The sequence below is a fragment of the Methylobacterium ajmalii genome, from assembly GCF_016613415.1.
In the GTDB taxonomy this organism is placed as follows: Bacteria; Pseudomonadota; Alphaproteobacteria; order Rhizobiales; family Beijerinckiaceae; genus Methylobacterium; species Methylobacterium ajmalii.
On the sequence record NZ_JACWCT010000106.1, the window covers coordinates 1 to 2,589 of the forward strand.

General features: G+C 75.4%; 2 protein-coding genes and 1 pseudogene. All 3 read right to left on the reverse strand.

Annotated elements, in window-relative coordinates; genetic code table 11:
* Positions 1-97: 97 nt before the first annotated feature.
* Entirely contained in the window at positions 98-1,423 is a 1,326-nt protein-coding gene (locus HPY23_RS20315; protein WP_091888416.1) for a MotB family protein, read from the reverse strand.
* Position 1,424: 1 nt separating this feature from the next.
* Entirely contained in the window at positions 1,425-2,336 is a 912-nt protein-coding gene (locus HPY23_RS20320; protein ID WP_091888414.1) for a hypothetical protein, read from the reverse strand.
* A pseudogene (locus tag HPY23_RS20325) lies at positions 2,336-2,589 on the reverse strand (flagellar basal-body MS-ring/collar protein FliF); the annotation flags it as partial. The gene HPY23_RS20320 and the pseudogene HPY23_RS20325, both read right to left, overlap by 1 nt.

Below are 2,589 nucleotides of genomic sequence, written 5' to 3' on the forward strand. Positions count from 1 at the left end.
TCGCCGCCGGCATGCGCCGGCGGCGCGGCCGGGACGAGGCCGGCCGAGACGAGCCCGGCCAGGAGCAGGCCGGCGGTCGCGAGGGCCCGCAGCCGCCTCATTCGGGCAGCCCCCGCACCAGGATCTCGATGCGCCGGTTCTCGGCCGCCTTCGGATCGGCGGTGTTGCGGGGCGCGCGGTCGGCATAGCCCTCGATGCGCTCGATGCGGGCCTCGTCGACGCCGCCGCGCACCAGCATGTAGGAGGCCATCTGGGCCCGGGCGGTCGAGAGGCGCCAGTTGTCGTAGGTCTCGGAGCGGAACGGCCGGCCGTCGGTATGGCCGCGCACCACGATGCGGCCGGGCCGGGCGTTGATGATCTTGGCGATCTTCTCGATCGCCTTGACCACCTTCGGGGTCGGCTCGGCCGAGCCGACGCTGAACATGCTGAAGCCGATGTCGTCGGTGATGCTGATCAGGATGCCCTCGCCGGAGCGGCGCACCTCGACGTTCGGCATCGGCGCGCCGATGGCGGCGGGCGCCACCGCCTTGGCGATCTCGGCCTTCATCGCGGCGACCGCGGCGGTCTCGGCCGCCTTCGCGGCATCCTTCGACGGGGCCTTCGCCAGATCCTTGACGGCCTCCTTGGGCGCCGGGTCCTTCAGGGCGGCGAGCTTGGGGGGAGCGTCCTTCGCGGCCTCCTTCGCGGAATCCCTGGCCGGGTCGCGCGGCGTGAGCGGCAGGCCGTCCTCGGCCGAGGCGACGCGGGTCGGCGCGTCCTTCGGGTCGCGCGGCTTGGACGACGCGACCTGCCCGGCGGCGTCGAGGCGGTTCTCCGACGGGGCCGACACCGTCGTGCCGACCTTGCCCGGCCGCTCGGTGCGGTGGCGCGGCAGCGGCTCGACCTGCCAGTAGAGCGGATCGAAGGGATCGCGCGCCGCGTCGCCGCCGCTGATCCCGGGCTGGCCGGATTCGAGCGCGGCCGCGTCGGCGCTCGCGGTGTCGCCGCGGTCGGTCTCGGCGGCGAGCCGCGCCAGCACCGCGTAGGGGTCCTGGAACAGGGCCGATTCCCGCGCCCGGCTGCCGGGCGCGGCCTCGCTCGCCTTGCCGTCGCCCTTCCCCTCGCCCTTGCCCTCGCCCTTGCCCTCGCCGCCCTTGCCCTCGGCCTTGCCGCCCTCGGCGCCGGGCTCGGAGGGGGTGTCGTGGGGATCGCGCAGGCCCTTCTTGTCGTGGGTGACCTCGGCGAGCTTCACCGGGTTGAAGTACTCCGCGATGGTCTGCTTCTGCTCCTTGCTGGTCGAGTTGATCAGCCACATCACCAGGAACAGCGCCATCATGGCGGTCATGAAGTCGGCGAGCGCGATCTTCCAGGCGCCGCCGTGGTGACCGTCCTCGTGGTCGCCGTGGCGCTTGATGATGATGATTTCCTGGTGGCCCTCGGACATGTCAGATCTCCGCCACCGCCGCCGCGATGAGGCGCGTCCAGGCGCCGAGCTGGGTGTCGATCACGGTCTGGTCGGCGCTCACCTGCACCTCCGCGGTCTCGGCGGACGTGAACGACACGGTGTCGGCGAGGGGGCCGAGGCGGGCGGCGAGCGCCGCCAGCAGGTCCTCGGGCCCGCTCACCCGGACGTTGGCCGCCTGCGGCTGGCCGAGCAGCCGCGACAGCGCGCCGCTCAGCTCCGCCACCGCCTGGCGGCGCAGCGCGTCGGTCAGGACCGGGGCCAGGAGGCGGGCGATCCGGTCGGAGAGGGTCGCGTCGAGGGCGCGGAGCGCCGCCGAGAAACCGTCGGCCAGGGCCTCGGCCTCGGCCTGGCTCCAGTGCCGGCGCGCCGCCTCGAGGCGGATCTCCGCCGCCTCGTCGGCCTGGCGGCGGGCGATCTCGGCTTCTTCCCGTGCCTCGGCGAGGCCCTGCTGCCGGCCGCGCTCCTCGGCGGCGGCGAGCAGCGCGGCGCGCTCCTCGGGGGTCTCGCGCCGGGAATCGCGCCGCGGCTCGCCCGCGACGGGGGCCTTGAGCGCAGCGGGGCGATCCTCGCCGGCGGGCTCCTCGGGGCGCAGCGGCGCGAACCGGATCGGCGCGAAGGCCTCGGCGGCCGGGTGCGGCGGCGCAGGGGGGGCCGCCGGACGGGGCGCGGGCTGCACGACCTCGCGCAGCAGCGCCTCGGCGACCCGCAGATCGGCCACGCAGAGATCGGTCACGGGGATATCGGACCGATCCGTCCCGGACGGGGCCGCCGCGCGGCGCGGGGCCCGGGCGAGGCCGGCCCAGGGGTCGTCGAAGGTCTCGGGCAGGGCGGACGGGCCGCCGGCCGGGGCCGCGGGGAATTCCGGCAGGTAGCGGGAGATCGCCGCGTTCATCACGCCAGCTCCTCACGCAGCAGCCAGCGCTTGAGGATGGCGGCGACCTGCTCCTCGTCGAGGTCGATCATCTGCTCGAGGCGCTTCTGCGGCGAGTTCTTCGCCTTCTCGGCCATGTCCTCGATCAGGCTCGCCATGGCGGGCATCCCGTCCGGCCCGGCCAGCGCCGGCTGGCCCGGCATCGCCTGGCCGACGACGCCCTGTGCGCCCGGCGCCGGGAGCGCGCCGGCCTCGCCGCCCGGCAGGGCCGCGG

Bases quoted from the DNA above. Each gene is read 5' to 3' on its own strand.
- HPY23_RS20315 (WP_091888416.1), bottom strand. From the start codon at position 1,423: ATGTCCGAGGGCCACCAGGAAATCATCATCATCAAGCGCCACGGCGAC.
- HPY23_RS20320 (WP_091888414.1), bottom strand. From the start codon at position 2,336: ATGAACGCGGCGATCTCCCGCTACCTGCCGGAATTCCCCGCGGCCCCG.